This window comes from Streptococcus suis (assembly GCF_016743335.1).
Lineage (GTDB): Bacteria > Bacillota > Bacilli > Lactobacillales > Streptococcaceae > Streptococcus > Streptococcus suis_Y.
Genome location: NZ_WCJE01000028.1, coordinates 1 through 17,351, shown reverse-complemented (window position 1 = coordinate 17,351; position 17,351 = coordinate 1). Strand labels below are relative to the sequence as shown.

At 40.7% G+C, this 17,351-nt stretch carries 21 protein-coding genes; 4 read left to right on the top strand and 17 right to left on the bottom strand.

The features are described 5' to 3' along the window. Positions 1–69: 69 nt before the first annotated feature. The 4 genes from F9856_RS08425 to F9856_RS08410 form a co-directional block, all read right to left on the bottom strand. Complete coding sequence (locus F9856_RS08425) at positions 70–888, bottom strand: metal ABC transporter permease (protein ID WP_202106337.1); 819 nt, start codon at positions 886–888, stop codon at positions 70–72. After that, positions 881–1,741, bottom strand: coding sequence for a metal ABC transporter permease (locus tag F9856_RS08420; protein WP_202106336.1), 861 nt, complete (start codon positions 1,739–1,741; stop codon positions 881–883). Before F9856_RS08420 ends, F9856_RS08425 begins: the two co-directional genes overlap by 8 nt. Next, on the bottom strand, positions 1,734–2,504 hold the full coding sequence (locus tag F9856_RS08415) for a metal ABC transporter ATP-binding protein (protein WP_202106335.1): 771 nt from the start codon (positions 2,502–2,504) through the stop codon (positions 1,734–1,736). Before F9856_RS08415 ends, F9856_RS08420 begins: the two co-directional genes overlap by 8 nt. A gap of 541 nt (positions 2,505–3,045) precedes the next feature. Beyond that, positions 3,046–3,969: a metal ABC transporter solute-binding protein, Zn/Mn family gene (locus F9856_RS08410; RefSeq protein WP_202106334.1), complete on the bottom strand. Its 924-nt coding sequence runs from the start codon at positions 3,967–3,969 to the stop codon at positions 3,046–3,048. 126 nt (positions 3,970–4,095) lie between these two features. Between F9856_RS08410 and F9856_RS08405 the strand changes: the two genes are divergently transcribed. Beyond that, positions 4,096–4,755 (top strand): metal-dependent transcriptional regulator, encoded by a 660-nt coding sequence (locus tag F9856_RS08405; protein WP_202106333.1) that lies wholly within the window; start codon positions 4,096–4,098, stop codon positions 4,753–4,755. 13 nt (positions 4,756–4,768) lie between these two features. Here the strand turns inward: F9856_RS08405 and F9856_RS08400 are convergent, their stop codons facing one another. From F9856_RS08400 to F9856_RS08390, 3 genes are all read right to left on the bottom strand, one after another. Next, entirely contained in the window at positions 4,769–5,044 is a 276-nt protein-coding gene (locus F9856_RS08400; protein WP_024377609.1) for a hypothetical protein, read from the bottom strand. Between the two features lie 97 nt (positions 5,045–5,141). Beyond that, entirely contained in the window at positions 5,142–5,816 is a 675-nt protein-coding gene (locus F9856_RS08395; RefSeq protein ID WP_202106332.1) for a CPBP family intramembrane glutamic endopeptidase, read from the bottom strand. A gap of 326 nt (positions 5,817–6,142) precedes the next feature. Further along, entirely contained in the window at positions 6,143–6,562 is a 420-nt protein-coding gene (locus tag F9856_RS08390) for a hypothetical protein (protein ID WP_050584861.1), read from the bottom strand. 238 nt (positions 6,563–6,800) lie between these two features. Between F9856_RS08390 and F9856_RS08385 the strand changes: the two genes are divergently transcribed. Together F9856_RS08385 and F9856_RS08380 are read left to right on the top strand one after the other, a co-directional pair. Next, positions 6,801–7,088 carry a type II toxin-antitoxin system RelB/DinJ family antitoxin gene (locus F9856_RS08385; RefSeq protein ID WP_024398776.1) on the top strand — a complete coding sequence of 96 codons (288 nt, stop codon included), beginning with the start codon at positions 6,801–6,803 and terminating at the stop codon, positions 7,086–7,088. After that, complete coding sequence (locus F9856_RS08380) at positions 7,078–7,419, top strand: type II toxin-antitoxin system RelE/ParE family toxin (RefSeq protein ID WP_024398777.1); 342 nt, start codon at positions 7,078–7,080, stop codon at positions 7,417–7,419. The genes F9856_RS08385 and F9856_RS08380 overlap by 11 nt, the downstream gene beginning before the upstream one ends. 94 nt (positions 7,420–7,513) lie before the next feature. Here F9856_RS08380 and F9856_RS08375 read toward each other — a convergent pair whose 3' ends face one another. The 10 genes from F9856_RS08375 to F9856_RS08340 all read right to left on the bottom strand — a co-directional run bounded on the left by F9856_RS08375 (position 7,514) and on the right by F9856_RS08340 (position 14,495). Next, the gene (locus F9856_RS08375; RefSeq protein ID WP_202106331.1) at positions 7,514–7,708 is read right to left on the bottom strand and encodes a hypothetical protein; all 195 of its coding nucleotides are present in this window, start codon (positions 7,706–7,708) and stop codon (positions 7,514–7,516) included. After that, positions 7,683–8,120 (bottom strand): hypothetical protein, encoded by a 438-nt coding sequence (locus F9856_RS08370; protein ID WP_202106330.1) that lies wholly within the window; start codon positions 8,118–8,120, stop codon positions 7,683–7,685. The genes F9856_RS08375 and F9856_RS08370 overlap by 26 nt, the downstream gene beginning before the upstream one ends. Before the next feature lie 164 nt (positions 8,121–8,284). Next, on the bottom strand, positions 8,285–8,638 hold the full coding sequence (locus F9856_RS12200) for a GHKL domain-containing protein (RefSeq protein ID WP_328708149.1): 354 nt from the start codon (positions 8,636–8,638) through the stop codon (positions 8,285–8,287). Then, on the bottom strand, positions 8,629–9,624 hold the full coding sequence (locus F9856_RS08365; RefSeq protein ID WP_236659578.1) for a histidine kinase: 996 nt from the start codon (positions 9,622–9,624) through the stop codon (positions 8,629–8,631). Before F9856_RS08365 ends, F9856_RS12200 begins: the two co-directional genes overlap by 10 nt. After that, entirely contained in the window at positions 9,624–10,361 is a 738-nt protein-coding gene (locus F9856_RS08360; RefSeq protein ID WP_202106329.1) for a response regulator transcription factor, read from the bottom strand. Before F9856_RS08360 ends, F9856_RS08365 begins: the two co-directional genes overlap by 1 nt. Positions 10,362–10,576: 215 nt before the next feature. Continuing rightward, positions 10,577–10,720, bottom strand: a complete 144-nt coding sequence (locus tag F9856_RS08355; RefSeq protein ID WP_044672960.1) for a putative holin-like toxin — start codon at positions 10,718–10,720, stop codon at positions 10,577–10,579. A gap of 236 nt (positions 10,721–10,956) precedes the next feature. Next, a complete protein-coding gene (locus F9856_RS12195; RefSeq protein WP_236659579.1) occupies positions 10,957–11,031 on the bottom strand; it encodes a hypothetical protein in 75 nt (24 codons plus the stop codon). Between the two features lie 570 nt (positions 11,032–11,601). Beyond that, entirely contained in the window at positions 11,602–11,787 is a 186-nt protein-coding gene (locus F9856_RS08350) for a hypothetical protein (RefSeq protein WP_024379357.1), read from the bottom strand. A 61-nt stretch (positions 11,788–11,848) separates the two neighbouring features. Further along, entirely contained in the window at positions 11,849–12,292 is a 444-nt protein-coding gene (dtd, locus tag F9856_RS08345; RefSeq protein ID WP_105125049.1) for a D-aminoacyl-tRNA deacylase, read from the bottom strand. A gap of 1 nt (position 12,293) precedes the next feature. Next, on the bottom strand, positions 12,294–14,495 hold the full coding sequence (locus F9856_RS08340) for a RelA/SpoT family protein (RefSeq protein ID WP_172004287.1): 2,202 nt from the start codon (positions 14,493–14,495) through the stop codon (positions 12,294–12,296). 256 nt (positions 14,496–14,751) lie between these two features. On the opposite strand from F9856_RS08340, the gene F9856_RS08335 reads away from it, so the two are divergent. Next, positions 14,752–17,235, top strand: a complete 2,484-nt coding sequence (locus F9856_RS08335) for a bifunctional 2',3'-cyclic-nucleotide 2'-phosphodiesterase/3'-nucleotidase (protein WP_202106328.1) — start codon at positions 14,752–14,754, stop codon at positions 17,233–17,235. The last annotated feature ends 116 nt before the right edge of the window (positions 17,236–17,351 follow it).

Below are 17,351 nucleotides of genomic sequence, written 5' to 3'. Positions count from 1 at the left end.
CTCCTTTGTCTTTCTTAATGACTATAATAACAAAAAATTCTGACAATTTCACTTATCAGATGACCGTGATCAAGTATTTTTTAGAATAATACTCGAACAAACCACAAGAAGGCTGACAACGGCACAGGTCCCTGACATAGTTAAATCCAGTTGATTGGCCACTAAAAAACCTAGCGCAACCGTTAGAATAGCGATACCTTGCCCTAAAAGCAGCAATTGCCAAAAGGATTTGACCCAACGTAGGGCAGCCATACTTGGTGCCACCAAGAAAACAATAACAGTCATCGAGCCAATCGCTTCAAAGGCCAGAACAGTAGTTAAGGAAACTAGAATCAAAATAACCATTTCTAAAATCCTTGTTCGTAAGCCAGACAAACGAGCATGGTTGCTGTCAAATAGATATACTTGTAAACGATGGTAAGCCCAAACAAAAAATAGAACAATAACCAACCAAACCAAACTCGACTTGACCAGACTAACAGGGAGTGACCAGCCTAGAACATCCATACGATGGAGCGGAGCAAAAAGTACTTCCCCCTGCAAAACCAGATCCACATCCAAGTGAACATTGCGAGCAAAAAGAGAAATAAGCAAAACCGCCACCGCAAAAAAGAAAGAAAAAACTAGACCTGTTGCGGCGTCATGCGCTATCTTTCGACTATGCAGACGGTCAATGGCAAGAACCGATAATAACCCAAACAGACTAGCACCAACTATTAGCAACGGCGAATCCAAACTGTGACTAATAAAAAATCCCAGAACAATCCCAAGCAAGACAGAATGCGATAGCGCATCTGCCAGCATCGATTGATTTTTTACAACCAGTATCGAGCCGAGCAAGCCACAAGAACTAGCAATAACCATCAAAATGAGCAATACTTCAAACACGACCATTCTCCTTTCTGACATAGGTAACATACACAAATGCAGACAAGGTCAGACCTGTCAGACAGACGATAATAGTCGGTCCAGTCGACAAACCAGATACACTGGAGCTAATCCAGGTCCCTACGAAAGCCGACCCAATTGCAGCGATTCCTGCCAGTAACAGACTCTTATGATACGATTTTCCCAGCATCAAGCCAAAGACAGCTGGTGCAATCAAAAAACTACTCATCAAAATAGCTCCGACTAACTTTAATCCTACTGCAATTAGGCAAATCATCAAAAACATCGTCAACTGCTGCAAGTACCTTACACGAACACCAATAACCCTTGCAAAAGTTTGATCAAACAGGTACAGCTTATAGTCTTGATAAAAGAAAGCAAACAATACCAAAGCCAATAGGGAAATGAGTCCGATGAGTATCACATCATCCAGCTGAATAAAGGCTGCCTGTCCAAATAGATAGGTTTGCAATCCAGCCTGAGAAGCCCCTGCAAAGACTTCATTTCCCTGAATAGCATTTTTCAAGACCATTCCCAAACCAAAGAAAGAAGCAGACACCAATGAAAGGGCATTGACTAGGCTGTGACCACCTTTTCGACGCAGCCAATGGACAAGTGCATAAGAAAGGTAGCCTGACAACACTGCTCCTAACAACAAGTAGAGAGGATGTAGCGACTGAAAAATCATGAAAGAGACAATCACTCCAGGATAAGAAGCATGCCCAAGAGCATCCCCAAGCAAACTCTGTTTAGTAAGAACAGATATACTTCCGATAGTACTGGCTGCCACAGCTAGGCTAACGGTCCCTAAAGCAACTGTCCAGAAAGAATATTCTTTGAAAACCTCAAACATGACTGCCTCCTTTGGCATTTCCTAGAAACAGCCCATTTCCTATACCGTAGGTTGCCTGATAATTCTCACTTGTCAAAGTCTCATCCATCGGACCAGAATCAATCACATGCTTATGAAGCCAGACAAGGTGATCAAAGTAGGCATCCAGCGTCGTTAAGTCATGATGAATAACAATGGAAGTTTTCCCTTCACATTGGAACTCCTTGAGCATATCCATGATCATGATTTCTGTTGCCTGATCAATCCCTGCTAGAGGCTCATCCATAAGATACAACTCTGCTTCCTGTGCCAGGGCTCTGGCTAGAAAGACCCGCTGACGCTGTCCACCTGAAAGCTGATCAATCTGACGATGGCGTAAATCCGCAATTTTTAACCGTTCTAGATCCTGCTCAACAATCTGTCTATCAGCCTTAGTCGGTCTTCTAAATATCCCCTTACTATGAGCGAAGCGTCCCATCAGAACAATTTCAAAGACTGTTGCAGGAAATTGCCAGTTTACTTGACTGGATTGGGGAATATAGGCTACTTTTTGAGCAATCAACCTCTCTAGACCTGCCTCCTGACCAAGCAAGCGAACCTGTCCTGTGTCAGGTTTTTCCAACCCCAAAATGACCTTGAATAGACTGGACTTCCCAGCACCATTTGGTCCAACAATAGCCGTCCGACTCCCTCTGGGAATCACCAAATTGACATCTTCTAAAGCCATGGTCTGGCTGGCTGAATATGCTAAATTGACATCTTTTAATTCAATGATTGCTGACATATTTCCTCCTATTTTTAAAAATGATATACCTCATTCATACTCAATGAAAATCAAAATCAGACCAACCTACCAAGCTGAGAAAGTCGATAAGATTAAGATACCGTACCAACAAATTGCTGGCAAACCCTATACATCGCTTATTTCAACACATAAGTGCATGAATTTGATTTTCGTAGAGCACCAATGCTTCCTTCAATCGTATGTTTATAAATCTGTTAAAAACGGTCCAAAAACGGAAAGAACTCGACCTAGACCGAGTCCTTTTTACTACTCATTTGAAATCCCTATTCACGCACAGACTACTGATGCTGTGAACCAAGATCATCGAGGTCTACAAACAGTATTTCTAGCCAAGGACCTCAATAACTGGTGTGATTTGCTACTAACGCCTATCCTCCCCCAAGCGTTGCCACCTCCTATAGAAAGAGTCCTATACTACTTGTGCTCGAAACAATTGATTATCCCTCATATTGGTACCTATCAACTCTACCTTCGGCAATTTCTCTAGTCTTCATTGAATAGCAAGTCCGTTCGACCTGTACTATTTCAGATATTTAACCATCAGTTTAACATTATGTTTGTACATGTCGATAAAGGTATCCCCTTCCTCGCCTTCTGGTGCCAAAGAATCTGAGAATAACTCCTTACCTTCGCCAGTAACAACTTCAACCTGACCGCCTTTGGCTTTTACTGCCTCTTGCAATTTCTCCATGCGTTCTGGACTGGTTGTTGACTCGGTAAAGATGGCCTTGATACCATGTTCTAAAATCATATTAACCGTTTCAATCATATCGCTGTTGGCAACTTCAGACTCAGTACTAATGCCCTGCGGTGCATAGAGAGTGAAGTCATAGCTGGCTGCGAAGTAGTTAAAGGCATCATGAGGGGTGACTAGGTAACGGCTCTCCGCAGGCAAGACGCTCAACTCTTTTTCAATCCAAGTATGCAAGTCATCCAACTGAGCTAAGTAGCTTTCCGTATTTTTCTGAATCAGCTCTGCTTTTTCCGGAAGAAGTTTTTGCAACTCCTCAGAAGCTACCGCTACCGCTGATTGATAGAGGGGAATAGAAAACCAGAAATGAGGGTCCACAATCTCTTCTCCATCCTCATCCATCGTATTCAAGTCTTTTGCATTAAAGTTTTTAGAAACCGCCACTCCCGTCTTTTCCAAGGCTTCCACCATCTTGCCCTCAAAGTGCAAACCGTGGTAGAGAACAAGGTCAGCCTTTTGTAATTTTGATAAATCACTAGATTTGGCTACGTACAAATGAGGATCTTCCCCCGCTGGAATCAGCAGGTCCCGCTCCACCTCATCTCCTGCCAGCTGATAGACCATATCACTGAGGAAAGAGGTCGTGACCGCCACTCGCGGCTTGCTGGAAGCCTCTGGGCTTTGCGTTGAACGACAGGCTCCTAGTCCGATAAGGGACAATAGCAGAGCCAAACCAAGAATTAGTTTTTTCATGATAGGTTCTCCTTTTTATTTTATTAGGCTTGCTTAACTTTAGTTTTAATATATATTAAAAAATTCTTTCTGTCAATGATTTTTATAAAATTTTGGTATACTATTCTTACTAGAAAGTGAGAGAATATGACACCAAACAAAGAAGATTACCTAAAATGTATTTATGAACTGGGTCAATTAGACCAAAAAATTACCAATAAACTCATCGCAGAGAAGATGGCCTTCTCCGCACCAGCCGTTTCCGAAATGCTCAAAAAAATGGTAGCCGAAGAGCTCATTTCTAAGGATACCAAGGCTGGTTATCTCCTCAGCCAAACTGCCCTTGAAATGGTAGCCAGCCTCTATCGCAAGCACCGCCTGATAGAAGTCTTTTTAGTTGAACAACTGGGCTATTCCCCTGAGCAAGTCCATGAAGAAGCTGAAATTTTAGAACACACCGTTTCAGATCACTTTATCAATCAACTGGACAAACTGCTGGGCTATCCTCAAACCTGCCCACACGGTGGTAGCATTCCTAAAGAAAACCAGTTGCTTGTGGAACGCTACCAGATTCGGCTGTCCCAACTGACCGAAACTGGCAGCTACCAACTGGTTCGTATCCATGACTTCTATCAACTCCTTCAGTACTTGGAACAACATGAATTAGCTGTCGGCGATTTACTAACCGTCACAGACTTCGACCACTTTGCCCAAACCATCACCATCCAGTACAAGGACAAAGAGCTCGCCGTCCCAACAGCCATCGCTCAACAATTATTCATCGAAAAAAGCAATCGCCCAGCCTAAACAAGCTGAGCGATTATTTTTTTCTCACATTACGGAAAATAAATCTGGCTGCAAAAAATAGTTGCCCACATACATACACTAACCCAAGTAGGAAACCTATATAAAAACAGCCCAAGAGAAAGTGAGGGTTATAGGTTAAAGGTTGCAAGACAAACATGAGAATCCCTACCAACCCCCACCGCATGCCCCAGGTCATCTTTCTCTGAATCAACCATTCCAGCCAATCTTCTCCAACTGAACTTCTGGTTTCCAGATACTCTTGATTAAGGTCTTGAAAAAATTTTCTCATATTTCTGCCCACCTCTGCACTTGATAGTTAGCAATTATAAAATTGCTGGTTTCCTCTTAGTATACAGGCATTTCCCCAAAATGTCTACTGTCAATTTTTATCCACCAATCTGCACCAAACCAAATAAAATTTGGAGGAATAAAATGGAGGCATTATAGAAGCTATGTGCAAGGATAGTATCCGTCATTCGTCTATTGCACATATACAGACAGCCCAGATAAGCCCCTATGATAAAGTGTCCTAAAAATGCCACTGAAAAGCTCCAAGTATGACAATAAGCAAATAGAAGGGCAGAAAATACGATGACCATTTGAGGATACTTAGGAAAATACTGGGCTGTCTTTTCTAACAAAATTCCTCTGTAAAGAAATTCTTCTAAAACTGGATCAAACAAGATAACTGAGAGAGCCATCACCCAAAAATTGTCCGAATTTAACTGATTGACTATATCCAAGGCGTTAGAATCACTAAGGCTAAGACCCAAATACTGCAAAAGGAGGTTCAGGCAAGTTTGTCCCGCAAATACCAGTGCTGTCATTCCGACTATTTTAAAAATATTCAGCTTCTCTCTTGAAAAGACTTGATTCTTCACCATTCCTCGTCTGATAACAGAAAGTAGTGCCAATATTGCAAGACCAAGCCCTATCATGACTGCAAGTTTTAAAAGCACATTCTCTTGAAAAGCTGTTATCCCCACATAAACAGGAAATTGAATGAGCAAAGTGAGTAACACGGTACCCACAGCTAAACCGATGGATTTTATTATTTTCATATTCTTATCCCATACTTTCTTCAGATATTTTAATCCTAATTTTTCTTGTTTCTAATGTCTTGTCAAACGACACTCCATTTATTTAGCATTTTTATTGATTTGACTCAAAATAATCAACCAAGTGCCAATAATAATCCAGTCTTTTACAGCAAGCACCTTACTTTCGAGGTAATAATAGACAACTATGGAAATATTCATCAAAAATAAAGCAAAAAATAATAACTTTCTATTCATAAATTCACTGCAAAATGGAAGCTGAAAAAATCAACCATTTATCCCTCCTGTCACTGTTATTAAACTGTTTTTACTAGATGTTATTGCAAGTATTACTTATTCTTTTTCCAATCTTTCATAGCACGAATTCCCCAACATAGCAAGATTAAAAAGGTAATTGCTATGATGAATCCGATAAAACCGATTATTTTCTGGTAGAAATATTCTGCAGTCAAACCTCTATACAAACTTACTAGTCCTATGATTGAAAATAAGACTATGAAACCTAACTGTTGCAAGTACAAAGTAGGCTCCCACACTGTATGTTCTCCCTGCTTTCTTACTTCTTTCATGAAATAATGATTGACGACGAAAGAAGTAGACATACACATTCCAATTGTCACACACCATAAAATTTGAAGAGATATGACCTCTCTCATCATATAGAGAACAAATAAAACAATTAGGGGAAGCTGACCAGCCCAAAATCGAAAGAATATCAATTGTTTTTTCCTTGAATTATTTTCCTTCATACGTAACACCTCCAGTGCATATTACTGCTACACAATTGTTTTTCCCTATTTTAGTATAACCTAACTCACCCCAATTTTCTCATCCCTGTCACGAACGGTCGTTATTTTGTAATGAATGACCATTTTTTCGAAGTCACCGGATATTATCCAAGATATTCAGTACCAGATTATCGCTTGACAGATGTAAAACAAATAGCTACACTATTATTATACATATTAGAATTTGGAGTCGAAGACAATGGCAGGATTGGTTAGGGATAGACAATATAATTTTAGAGTAAATGCACAATTATTGGAACAAGCAAAAATAATCTTATCAGAAAAAGATATGACCCTTTCTGATGCTCTTAATTTATTTGTAGAAAGAGTGGTTGAAGAGCAAGATTTGCCAATAAAAACGGTAGAAGAGGCGCGTGCAGAGGCTTTTCTAGATGAATTGATTGCAGAGCTTGATGAAGGCTACCAAGAAGTTTTATCAGGACACACGACACCTGCTCGTGAGGTATTCGCCAAATATGGTCTATGAAGTACATTTATCTGCTAAAGCCGAACAAGATTTAGAGGAAATCTACCAGTATTATGTCCGTGAATTTTCAGAATCAAGTGCTCGAAAGGTGCTTGCATCTCTGAGCACAGCTATCTTGACCTTAGAAATATTTCCAGAGGGATATATTGACCTCGATGCTCGTCTGGGACGAGCATTATTCCCAGAAGGAAAAACACGGATGATTCCTGGAAAACAGCATCTCATCTTCTATTTGATTCGTGGCTCTCGTGTAGATATCCTTCGCATTAGAGGAGCAAGGACAGACTACCTAAACAACCTAGACAATCTATTCAAGCAAACCCTCAAATAACGAGCAACTCCCCCACCTTCAACAAGTCTAACGAAACAAGTGTAAACAAAAAGCTGATTGTTCAGCTTTTTTCATTTTATTTTCTACCACTCCCTCATCCAAAAACAGAATATAGAAATTCCCCGAATTCTTGCCCTGCTGAATAAATCACTGGTACAAGAACAGATCCAAGTGTCATCAAGGTCAGAGCTACTCCTACCCAGACCAAGAATTTCATTGCAAACGGGGAAGACTCATAAGCTGTTTCAAATTCTTGGTATTTTTTATCTAATTTTTCCATCATTGTCATAACTGAACTCCTTTAACATCACTAACCAAACAATACCAATTAGAAAATACAATGCAATAAAGAGCATTGGATAGAAATTAGATGAGAAAACATCTACTGTTTTTCCAAGAACAAGCCAAGCCACTAGGTGAATAAGAACGGCAGTGACCAAAATTCCTTCAACAAGCCCTTGCAAGAACTGCATAATTTTATTCTTTCTTTGATAGTCATCATTTGATGTTTGTTTTCCATTTTTATTTCTCCTTCCCGTAAAGCTCAAAAAGGTAGCAGAATATATGATAGCGTATGTAGATGGAATATATAATTCTATATCAAAATTGATTATAGATACATCTGCTAAGATACATAGAATTGCATAACTAATGATTAGAATACTAATTATGGTTTTGATTTTATCCTTTTTTTCTCTCATCTTTGTTTCTCCTGTTCTTGTTTTCTTTACACTCTTAGTATAAGCCAAATCAGCCCAAATTTTTCATCCATGTCATGAACGGTCGTTATTTTGTAATGAATGACCATTTTTTCGAGAAAATGCAAAAAAATCCAGCCTTTCGACTGGATTTACATCTATAAATCTTATTCCAAAAACACCAACTCCTGAACAAATCGATGATTGCTACTGTTCGTTGATATAGAAAATTTAGGATAGTTATCTAAGATAGTTTTTACATTAGCCAAGCCAATTCCTCGATTATCTCCTTTTGTAGAATGACCGTACTCAAATATATGACTTGTTGCTACCTTATCTTCGACAGTAGTATTTTCTACAACCACAATTTTTCGGTCATATTCCTGTAAGTAGGCGAATACAATATTTCCATTTGTACACTGCTCTGCAGCATCGATAGCATTATCTAATAAAATAGACAGAATCGTTATGAATTCTATCAACTCTAAAGCAGGTGGTTCAATTTCAGCATCTACTTCCACAGAGATTGCAATACCTTTTTTTGTGCCTCCAACATCTTAGATGACAGCAAACTCTTCACAGCAGGATTTTGTATATTGGACAATCTAGCTATATCGTACTTTCCATCATAGAATTTTCTATCAGAATCTGCAATAACCTCGTGATAAATAGTTCGAATCGCAACAATGTCTTCCTCTTTTATAGCCTCATTCAAGCTAACGAGAATATTTGTATAGTCGTGTCGGAAACTTCGAATTTCTTTATAAAGTGACTCAACATGACGACTATAACGACCTAAATCTGTTAGCTGTTTGTCCTTCAAATCCTGAATTTCTATAGCTTGTTTCTCTTTCTTCTGATAATTCAAATATAACATACTAACGATAAATATTGCAAAGTAAAGCAACAAAATATTAGTACGAATATAGTAAGGATTCCAATCTATAACAATCATACCTCTCTGGCTCCATATTTCAGCTTGAGTAGTAATCCTTACAAGCAAAAAATAAGTTATAAATGAGGCATTTAACCACCTGAATGTCTTTCTCAGTTCCTTATCTATTGTATCTACTTTTAAATCCTTAGATTCGATTCCCAATCCCTTGAAAAATAATAAATAAAACGGTAGAAGTAGTAATGTTATAACTACATTAAATACTATATTTAAACTCATGGCAGAGTATTCAAGTTGGAATAGGAATCTCAAATAAAGAGCAATTATCCTTTGAAACATATCCCCTATCACAAATGGTAATAATCCATAAAATATTTTTTGCGTCTTGTTCCAATTTGTTTTAAAAAAAGGAATAACAACTAAAAATGAAAAAGGTTCCAACAAAGAATAAATATCATATAAAGCTATCTGACAACAAGTAAGAAGAAAAGCAATCCAACATTTTTTCTTCTTGCTTAAAAATAAACCACTGATTTGTTGAAGAATCATCAAACGAATCAGCATGTCAATAAAGAATAAAGTGTCATAAAATGGAGATATAAAAATATTCATCAATCAATCTCCAACAAATCTGCAAGTTTCTTCTGCTTCAAACGAGAAACAAAACAAGAATCTCCGTTCTCAAAATAGGCAATATGGTTTGCTCTGTCCAACTTCGTTATATTTAAAGGATTCACTACACAAGAACGATGTGCTTGGTAAAGTCGTTCGTCAGCTTTCGCTAAATCCGATACTTTCCCGTAAAATTCAGTCTGACCTGTTTTCGTTTTTAAAATGACTTTATGTATTGTTGATGATGTTTCAAAATAAAGGATGTCACTAAAAGGAACTTGAATATGAGCAGTTTCAGTTTTGTATACAAAAGAATTTTCAGCTATAGTATGATCAATATTTTCAAAAGCATGCACTAACACATCTGATACTGCCTTTTGAAAGTCACTATCCTCTAGGCTTTTATCTATAAAATCTAAAGCAGAAACCCGATAACGATACGTTACCGGCATAAATTCTGAGTGAGTTGTTACAAAGACAATAACAGCATAAGGATCTCGAGCACGGATTTCTTTAGCGATTTCCATTCCTTTCTTTTCTTCGCCTTTAATTTCAATATCTAAAAAGAAAAATTGGTGATTACCTGCTTCCTCAATTGATTCCAATAACTGATTTGGTTTACCAAAAACTTCTAGGAATTTATATCTTACTGACGTTTCTTCAACACACTGCCTAATAGCATTTTCTAACCTGCTCTGCTGAAAAAAATCATCTTCTAATACAAAAATATTAAGCATAGAAATCTCCTACATTTTTTGTAAGTAATAATCATTATTATAGCATATTTCGTCAAAAGATAAATGTCCAACTTGACTTGATAGACCTGCCGATGTCTAATAAACATAGAAAAAAGTAGTTGCTGGAAACAACTACCCCTTGCAGAACCGTTTAAGACGGTGGCTTGTTATAAATTATTAAAAAATAACCGTGAACTCGCCAAAGTTATAGACGGTTATTTTTTTGTCGTTTTTACCAATTCAAGCACTAACATCACGAGAGCGATAACAAAGTTACCAGCTACAAACATGAGTGTTAAGACCTCAAAGGTTGACAAAGATAGCTTCCCCTTTCTGTTAGATTTTGATGATTTGCCCATAGGCACCACCTACCTTTCAGAAATTAGAGCCTCCGTCTTTACTTTTCTGCAAAAACTATTATAGCATATTTCAGCAAAAGATAAATGTCCAACTTGACTTGGTAGACCTACCGATGTATAATAAACATAGAAAAAGGTAGTTGCTGGAAACAACTACCCAATGCAGAACCGTTTAAGACGGTGGCTTGTTATAAATTATGAAAAAATAACCGTTAACTCGCCAAAGTTATAGACGGTTATTTTTTTGTCAATTTTACCAATTCAAGCACTAACATCACGAGAGCAATAACAAAGTTACCAGCTACAAACATGAGTGTCAGCACCTCAAAGGTTGACAAGCTAAGACTTTCGACGTGAGAGTTTTGAAACGATATTTTTCAAAACTCGAGCTAGTGCGAGCCCTAGACAAATCTTATAGGATTTGTCGTTGCCAGATGAGTAAGTTCACTTACCAGCTGGCTTGGGCTAGCCCTTCTGTTAGATTTTGATGATTTGCATAGTAGAACAAAAAGTTCCATTCCACTTCTCTTAATTCGCGTCAACATCTCAGCGCAGTGGTTGATTGGCAGATTTATTCGTGCTTCGCACTCCAAATCTGACCTATACGACTGTTGCGAACAAGTTCGCTCCATTTCCAACCTCAAAATGTTCACTGAACCTTTTGAGCTGTGCGGGGGCGGTAGTAAAATAGTCAAGTGGACTATTTTAGCCTGAAGCTACAAATATGGAGGCAAAGGGAACTCATTTTCTACAAGTTGAGTTCTGTACCGCTCCCACCTACCTTTCAGAAATTAGAGCCACCGTCTTTACTTTTCTGCAAAAACTATTATAGCATATTTAATAAAGAATTGTAGTCCAATTTATACATCAAAAAAACCAGCCTACTTGGGCTGGTCTTCTTGTAGTCGCTCTTTGAGGCGACGACGGTATAAAATCTGCGAAGGGATAAAATAGAGAAAACTTGCTAAGATAATCCAACGTTTATCCAAATCACTGAAATAAATCGCTAAGATTAGTACAAAAGCAAGGATTAAATAAAAGAAATGATTGGTTAATAACTTTTTCATCCGACACCTCCACATTTTCTTGATATTAGTATATCAATTTTCCTTAAAAATGTATAGTAGTCTAGCGATTTTTGGTATCCAACACAATGGTCACCGGACCATCATTGACCAGGCTGACCGCCATATCCGCCCCAAAAACGCCCACTTCAACGGGCACAAAGGCTGACAAGGCCTGGTTAAAGGCATCGTAGAGTTGGCTGGCTAGGGCAGGAGCTGCCGCTCCTGTAAAGGCAGGGCGATTGCCTTTTTTTGTATCCGCAAAAAGGGTAAATTGGGAGATAGATAAAATCTTGCCCGCCACATCTTGAACAGACTTGTTCATCTTACCTGCCTCATCTGCAAAAATCCGCATGTTGACAATTTTCCGAACAGCATAGTCCAGGTCTTCCTGGCTGTCATCTGGCCCCACACCGACTAGGAGCAAAAGTCCTTGTTCAATTTGCCCATGGATACTTCCTTCGATGGTCACACTGGCCTGTGATACACGTTGTAGTACAATTTTCATCTTATCCGTTGGTCCTTTTCACTGAGTAAACTTCTGGCACCGACTTGATCTTGTCCACCAGACTGGTCAAGGTTGCCAGGTTGGAAATACCAAAGGAAACGTGGATGGTCGCAAACTTCATATCCTTGGTTGGCTGGGCATTGACCGAAGAAATGTTCTTGCTGGCATTGGTCAAGACCTTAAGGACATCATTGAGCAGTCCTGAACGGTTGAGACCGTAGATATCGATATTTGCCATGTATTCCTTGGTAGAGTTTTCATCCTCCCAACCGACATCAATCAGGCGGACATCATAGTTTTCCTGGCTCTTGAGGTTCATACAGTCCACACGGTGAACCGCAACCCCACGTCCCTTGGTGATGTAGCCGACAATCTCATCGCCAGGTACTGGATTACAACATTTGGCAATCCGAATCAGCAAGCCTGACGCCCCTTCAATGACCACGCCACCTTCGTGACGGATTTTCAGACTATCTTTGTTGTCGTGTTTGACTTCGCCACCGTTGACCAATTCATCCGCGACAGCTTTTGCCTTAGCTCGCTCGGCCTCACGGCGTTCTTTCTCTGTCAGGCGGTTAAAGACAGACACGGCAGAGATTTCCCCAAAACCAACCGCTGCATAAAGAGCCTCATCGGTTTTATAGCTAGTCTTTTGCAGGACTTCGTCCATGTGGCGACGATCCAGGTATTGGTTGGGAACGTAGCCATTTTCTTGGAGGAGATTCTGGAGCATCTCACGTCCTTTTGAAACAGACAATTCCTTGTCCTGATTCTTGAAGAACTGCTTGATTTTATTGCGGGCCTTGTGAGTCTTTACAAGATTGACCCAGTCACGACTTGGACCGAATGAGTTGGCAGAGGTGATGATTTCCACCTGATCGCCCGTCTTGAGCTTGGTCGTCAGAGGCACCATACGGCCGTTGACCTTGGCACCTGTCGCTCGCTCACCGACCTTGGTATGAATCTCATAGGCGAAGTCAATGGGCACGGAATCCTTTGGCAACTCACGCACAGCACCATCTGGCGTGAAAACGTAAATACGTTCTGTAAAAATATCGTCCTTGACAGAATTTACAAAGGTTTGCGCATCCCCAGCCCCTTCTTGGAGTTCAATCAGGTTGTTGATCCAGCGCAACTCTTTTTCGCTGGCAGTTGCCTTGCCACCACGCTTGTAGGCCCAGTGAGCTGCCACCCCGTATTCCGCAACCTGGTGCATTTCCACCGTCCGAATTTGGAACTCAATCGGTCCCTTTGGTCCATAGACTGTCGTATGAATGGACTGGTAGCCATTGGCTTTTGGACTGGCAATATAGTCCTTGAACCGACCTGGCATAGGTTTCCAGAGTTCATGGATGTAGCCAAGCATAGCATAGACATCGCTTGGAGTATCCATCAAGCAGCGAATAGCTGTCAGATCATATAGTTCGTCAAAACGCTTTTTCTTGTCATGCATCTTCCGATAGATGGAGTAGATATGCTTGGGACGACCATAGATTTGACCGTGAAGATGGCGCTCCTCTGTGTATTCTCTTAACTTGTCGACAACTTCATTAACCAACTCTTCCCGTTCGCGTCGTTTCTCCCTCATCATGTGGGTAATCTTGTAAAACTCAACTTCATTGAGGTAGCGGAAGGACATGTCTTCCAATTCCCACTTGATCGAAGAAATACCCAGACGGTGGGCAAGCGGTGCATAGATTTCCATTGTTTCACGTGAAATCCGTTCCTGCTTGTCCTTGCGCAAGTGCTTAAGGGTCCGCATGTTGTGAAGACGGTCTGCCAGTTTAACCAGAATGACCCGCATATCTTGGGACATGGCAATCAGCATGTTGCGGTGGTTTTCAGCCAGCTGCTCCTCATGAGACTTGTACTCGACCTTACCTAACTTGGTCACCCCACCGACAATATGGCGGACCTCTGGACCAAATTCCGCCTCCATATCATCCAGAGTTACCTCAGTGTCTTCTACTACGTCATGCAAGAATCCGCAAGCTACGGTTACCGCATCTAGCTTAAGCCCTGCCAAAATCCCTGCCACTTGGATAGGGTGGACAATGTAGGGTTCGCCTGACTTCCGAAATTGAAGTTTATGAGCTTCAGTAGCATAGTTCAAAGCTTTCTCAACAAAGGCCACATCATCAGCTGGAAGATAGCTTGCTGTCAGTGCAACAACTTCCTCGCCAGTGTAATTGATTTCTTTCATTTACTTCTCTCCCTAACTATTTCCTATTATTTTACCATTTTCACTGGAAAAGAAAAAGGAATCTAACAACATAAGACTACTAATTACAAACAATCCAAACCAAGTTCAAATTCGGCGAACGTTCCTTTTTTCATTGTTTTTCTTGCTATTTTCACTTGTTTTTCAACCAAACGTTCAGAATTAATCTTGATTTTTGCATTCCTTAGCTGTATAATGATTGTAGAAGATTATTACAAAAAGAAAATGGAGGATTCTTATGAATTTTCGTTTCAGTAAGTGTGCCGTAGCACTCACACTAGCTCTCTTAGCTGCAAGCAATCCAAAATTAGCTCAAGCCGAAGAGATTCTCAACACAACTCCAGCTTCTTCAACAGAAGCAAGTCAGGCTGTACCAGTTGAAGCTGACACCACAGAGGAAGCTGATAATACAGAATCTCCTGTTCCAGCCACTACCGAAGCTGAAAATCCAAGCTCTTCCGAGACAGCTGAAACTAGTGATCCTACAAGCGAGACAACTGACACAACTGCTTCAGAAGCACGCACAGTCACTCCTGCTGCAACTGAAACTAGTCAGCCTGTTGAAGGACAAACTGTTGATGTTCGCATTCTCGCAACAACTGACCTCCATACGAACTTGGTCAACTATGACTATTACCAAGATAAACCAGTGGAAACGCTTGGTCTGGCAAAAACAGCTGTTCTTATCGAAGAGGCGAAAAAAGAAAATCCAAATGTCGTATTGGTAGATAATGGAGACACCATTCAAGGTACTCCTCTTGGAAATTACAAGTCTATCGTTGATCCTATTGAAGAAGGTGAACAACATCCTATGTACGCCGCCTTAGAGACTCTGGGATTTGACGTCGGCACACTTGGCAACCACGAATTTAACTACGGCCTTGCCTACCTCGAAAAAGTAATTCGTACAGCCAACATGCCTCTAGTCAATGCCAATGTCCTCGATCCGACTACGAAAGACTTTCTCTACACCCCTTATACCATTGTGAAAAAGACATTCACAGACACCGAGGGTAAAAAGGTTACACTAAATGTCGGTGTTACAGGGATTGTTCCCCCTCAAATTCTCAACTGGGACAAAGCTTATCTAGAAGGAAAAGTGATTGTTCGTGATGCAGTTGAAGCCGTTCGCGATATTATCCCAACCATGCGAGAAAATGGCGCAGACATCGTTTTGGTCCTTTCCCACTCAGGTATCGGCGATGACCAATATGAAGTCGGCGAGGAAAATGTCGGTTACCAAATCGCCAGCCTATCAGGAGTTGATGCGGTTATCACAGGTCACTCCCACGCAGAATTCCCAGGAACTGCCGAAAAACCAAGCTTCTATGCTAAATACTCTGGCGTGGATGATACAAATGGCAAAATCAACGGTACTCCTGTCACCATGGCGGGTAAATACGGTGACCACCTCGGCGTCATCGACCTCAATCTGGTCTTTAAAGATGGCAAATGGACAACTACTTCTAGCAAAGCGGCTATTCGTAAAATCGATACAAAATCATCTGTAGCAGATAGTCGCATCATCGACCTTGCTAAAGAAGCCCATAACGAAACCATCAACTATGTGCGCCAACAAGTCGGTGAAACAACTGCTCCAATCAACAGCTTCTTTGCCCTTGTTCAAGATGATCCTTCTGTACAGATTGTTAACAATGCACAGATTTGGTATGCAAAACAACAGTTGGCGGGTACTTCAGAAGCTAATCTGCCAATCCTATCTGCGGCTGCACCATTTAAGGCTGGTACTCGAGGCGATGCTTCAGCCTATACAGACATTCCTGCTGGCCCAATCGCCATCAAGAACGTAGCAGATCTTTACCTCTACGACAACGTTGTAGCCATCTTAAAAGTCAACGGTGCCCAACTCAAAGAATGGTTGGAAATGTCCGCAGGGCAATTCAACCAAGTTGACCCAAGCTCAACAGAGCCACAAAACCTAGTCAACACAGATTTCCGCACTTACAATTTTGACGTTATTGACGGAGTAACTTATCAGTACGATATTACGCAACCAAATAAATACGATCGTAACGGTAAGGTAGTCAACGAAACTGCCAGCAGAGTTCGGAATCTGCAATACAATGGGCAAGATGTGACGGCTGATCAAGAATTCATCGTGGTTACCAACAACTACCGTGCAAACGGTACTTTCCCTGGGGTCCGCGAAGCTTCTGTCAATTACTTGCTCAACCTGGAAAACCGCCAAGCCATCATCAATTATATTATCGCTGAGAAAGTTATCAACCCTACAGCAGACAATAACTGGACCTTTACAGATAGCATCAAGGGACTCGACCTCCGCTTCTTGACAGCAGATCGTGCGAAAGCTCTAGTTGCTGACCAAGAAGGGCTGATTTACATCCAAGCCTCAGCTGAAAACGAAGGATTTGGCGAGTTCAAGTTTGTCTACACTGAACCAAAAGTCGTGACTCCTCCAACTGGACAAACAGCTACTGATAATCAAACTTCATCTGGTCAATCTGGTGTTCAAATTACACTTCCGTCTGGTCAGGTCATTACCCTTCCAGCCGAAAAAACAACAGCACCTGCACCAAAACACAAACTTGCTACTACAGCTAAGACAAGCACTTCCTCCGCAACAACTCAAGCAGGACAAAAAACACTCCCTGCAACTGGTGAGGCAAGTTCTGTGCTCAGCCTCCTTGGCTTCAGCTTGATTGGCTTTGTCGGTGCTTTCCGCAAGAAAAATGAAAACTAATGTTAAATAGTAAAGAGCTCGGATAAGCAACCGAGCCCTTTTCTTTCTATGTAAAATATGACCAAATAACTGCAATCACGATGGCCGGCAACATGTTGGCAACGCGAATCTTTTTG

Excerpts from the sequence above, each read along its gene's own strand:
- F9856_RS08380 (WP_024398777.1), top strand. The coding sequence starts at position 7,078 with ATGGTCTATGAAGTACATTTATCTGCTAAAGCCGAACAAGATTTAGAG.
- F9856_RS08365 (WP_236659578.1), bottom strand. The coding sequence starts at position 9,624 with ATGAATATTTTTATATCTCCATTTTATGACACTTTATTCTTTATTGAC.
- F9856_RS08415 (WP_202106335.1), bottom strand. The coding sequence starts at position 2,504 with ATGTCAGCAATCATTGAATTAAAAGATGTCAATTTAGCATATTCAGCC.
- F9856_RS08340 (WP_172004287.1), bottom strand. The coding sequence starts at position 14,495 with ATGAAAGAAATCAATTACACTGGCGAGGAAGTTGTTGCACTGACAGCA.
- F9856_RS08375 (WP_202106331.1), bottom strand. The coding sequence starts at position 7,708 with ATGACAATGATGGAAAAATTAGATAAAAAATACCAAGAATTTGAAACA.
- F9856_RS08360 (WP_202106329.1), bottom strand. The coding sequence starts at position 10,361 with ATGCTTAATATTTTTGTATTAGAAGATGATTTTTTTCAGCAGAGCAGG.
- F9856_RS08400 (WP_024377609.1), bottom strand. The coding sequence starts at position 5,044 with ATGAGAAAATTTTTTCAAGACCTTAATCAAGAGTATCTGGAAACCAGA.
- F9856_RS08335 (WP_202106328.1), top strand. The coding sequence starts at position 14,752 with ATGAATTTTCGTTTCAGTAAGTGTGCCGTAGCACTCACACTAGCTCTC.
- F9856_RS08420 (WP_202106336.1), bottom strand. The coding sequence starts at position 1,741 with ATGTTTGAGGTTTTCAAAGAATATTCTTTCTGGACAGTTGCTTTAGGG.
- F9856_RS08395 (WP_202106332.1), bottom strand. The coding sequence starts at position 5,816 with ATGAAAATAATAAAATCCATCGGTTTAGCTGTGGGTACCGTGTTACTC.
- F9856_RS08405 (WP_202106333.1), top strand. The coding sequence starts at position 4,096 with ATGACACCAAACAAAGAAGATTACCTAAAATGTATTTATGAACTGGGT.
- F9856_RS08390 (WP_050584861.1), bottom strand. The coding sequence starts at position 6,562 with ATGAAGGAAAATAATTCAAGGAAAAAACAATTGATATTCTTTCGATTT.
- F9856_RS08385 (WP_024398776.1), top strand. The coding sequence starts at position 6,801 with ATGGCAGGATTGGTTAGGGATAGACAATATAATTTTAGAGTAAATGCA.
- dtd (WP_105125049.1), bottom strand. The coding sequence starts at position 12,292 with ATGAAAATTGTACTACAACGTGTATCACAGGCCAGTGTGACCATCGAA.
- F9856_RS08370 (WP_202106330.1), bottom strand. The coding sequence starts at position 8,120 with ATGAGAGAAAAAAAGGATAAAATCAAAACCATAATTAGTATTCTAATC.
- F9856_RS08355 (WP_044672960.1), bottom strand. The coding sequence starts at position 10,720 with ATGGGCAAATCATCAAAATCTAACAGAAAGGGGAAGCTATCTTTGTCA.
- F9856_RS08350 (WP_024379357.1), bottom strand. The coding sequence starts at position 11,787 with ATGAAAAAGTTATTAACCAATCATTTCTTTTATTTAATCCTTGCTTTT.
- F9856_RS08410 (WP_202106334.1), bottom strand. The coding sequence starts at position 3,969 with ATGAAAAAACTAATTCTTGGTTTGGCTCTGCTATTGTCCCTTATCGGA.